General features: G+C 63.5%; 1 protein-coding gene. It reads right to left on the reverse strand.

Going from position 1 to position 1,454, the window contains the following annotated elements; translation table 11 throughout:
* Positions 1–35 precede the first annotated feature (35 nt).
* Positions 36–1,370, reverse strand: a complete 1,335-nt coding sequence (locus AC6CIG_RS29615) for an ISNCY-like element ISRm17 family transposase (protein ID WP_010970069.1) — start codon at positions 1,368–1,370, stop codon at positions 36–38.
* Positions 1,371–1,454: the final 84 nt, after the last annotated feature.

A 1,454-nucleotide genomic window follows, 5' to 3' on the forward strand; every position in this document is an offset into this window, starting at 1 on the left:
GCGGCGTGTTCCGGAACGCGGCGCGATGACCGGCGTTAGGTCGGCCTGAGACGGGCGAAGAGGGCGAGATTGTAGGCGACCACCGAGGACCAGACGTAGGTCTTGAAGTGGTCAAGCCCGCGCCAGGTGCAGCGGGCCAGGCCATAGGTCCGCTTCAGGCAGGAGATGCCGGCCTCGATGCCGGCCCGGAAGTTTCTGAGCTTTCGATACACCCAGCGGCTCCTGACCATGTCTTCGATCCTGAGGCCGCTCTTCTTATGGAAGGCCATGTCGCGTACACCCCAGGCCTTGGCCTGGCGCAGGTTTTCACGGCTTGCATAGCCGCCGTCGGCGGCCGCCTGCCGCGGCGCCTCGCCATAGAAGGCGATGTGGCGCTCCAGTAGGGGCAAGAGCCGCTCGCTGTCGGCTGGATTGCCGGCTTCGATGACGAGATCGAGGATCAGTCCGCTCCTGCCGGTGGTCAGATTGAGCTTATGTCCGTAATCGACGTCGCGGCTGCCCTTGACGATGATGTCGGCATGCGGTTCGAACAGGCTGACAAGCTTCTCGCCGGCCGGCACTGCTTCGCCGGCTAGCACCCGCCGCTCGGTCTGGGCGATGATCTGCGTGATCAGTGGCTGATAGTGGCGAACCTGGGCCTGCCAGAGTTTGCCCGCCGGGCCCGCCGCCAGCGGCAACTGTGCCGCCGCCTGCTGCAGATAATCCAGGGTGTTCCGGGCGATCCTGAGCAGAGCGCGGTAGTGCTGAACCCGTTTCGGGCGACCGCGGGTATACTCGATCACCCGAGCCCGCTTCTTCGCCGCGCGGCAGTGATCGTGCCAGGGAATGGTGCTGCCCAGCGAATCCGCCTGCTGCAGAAGACGAACCATCACCCGCACGCAGTCCCACAAAAGACTGCTGTCGCTTGGTTCGTGGATCAGCGCCGCCGTGACGGTGCTGTCCACACGCACGACCCTGCCGCTTTCCAACCTTTCTTGCCGGGCGCTGGCCAGCAGCATTTTGTTGACCGCTTCCCAGGTGTCCGCCCGGATCGCGCTGATCGTCTTGTGCAAGACCGACTTTTTCGGGCTCCATCCCCATGGCAGCCGGGCAAAGGCCCGGAACGAGGCGGAATCTTCCAGATGAAACGCCAACTCCTCGTAGCTCAACTGGCGGTACTGTTTGAGGAGGGCACAGCGCAGCACCGCCTCCGACGGCAAACCCTGCCGGCCAGTTTCCGTGACCCCCTGTCGGCGCAGATCGGACGTCACCAAATTCAAAAGATCGCGATGGGCGTCCAGCCACTGCGACATCGCCTCCAACTCACGACCGATCTCGTGCTCGGCGAAAAGATCGAATATGCTGCCCTGGACGGTGCGTTCTTGGCGCATTGTCGGCTCCGGCGGTTGCGGGTTTGTCTTTAGAATCAGTGGCTTGATGCTAAAGTGTACCTAAAACCGCCGGGCCTTGCCCGC

It is taken from the genome of Sinorhizobium sp. GQ132 (genome assembly GCF_059758575.1).

Coding starts and splice junctions, on each gene's coding strand:
- AC6CIG_RS29615 (WP_010970069.1), bottom strand. CDS start 1,370: ATGCGCCAAGAACGCACCGTCCAGGGCAGCATATTCGATCTTTTCGCC.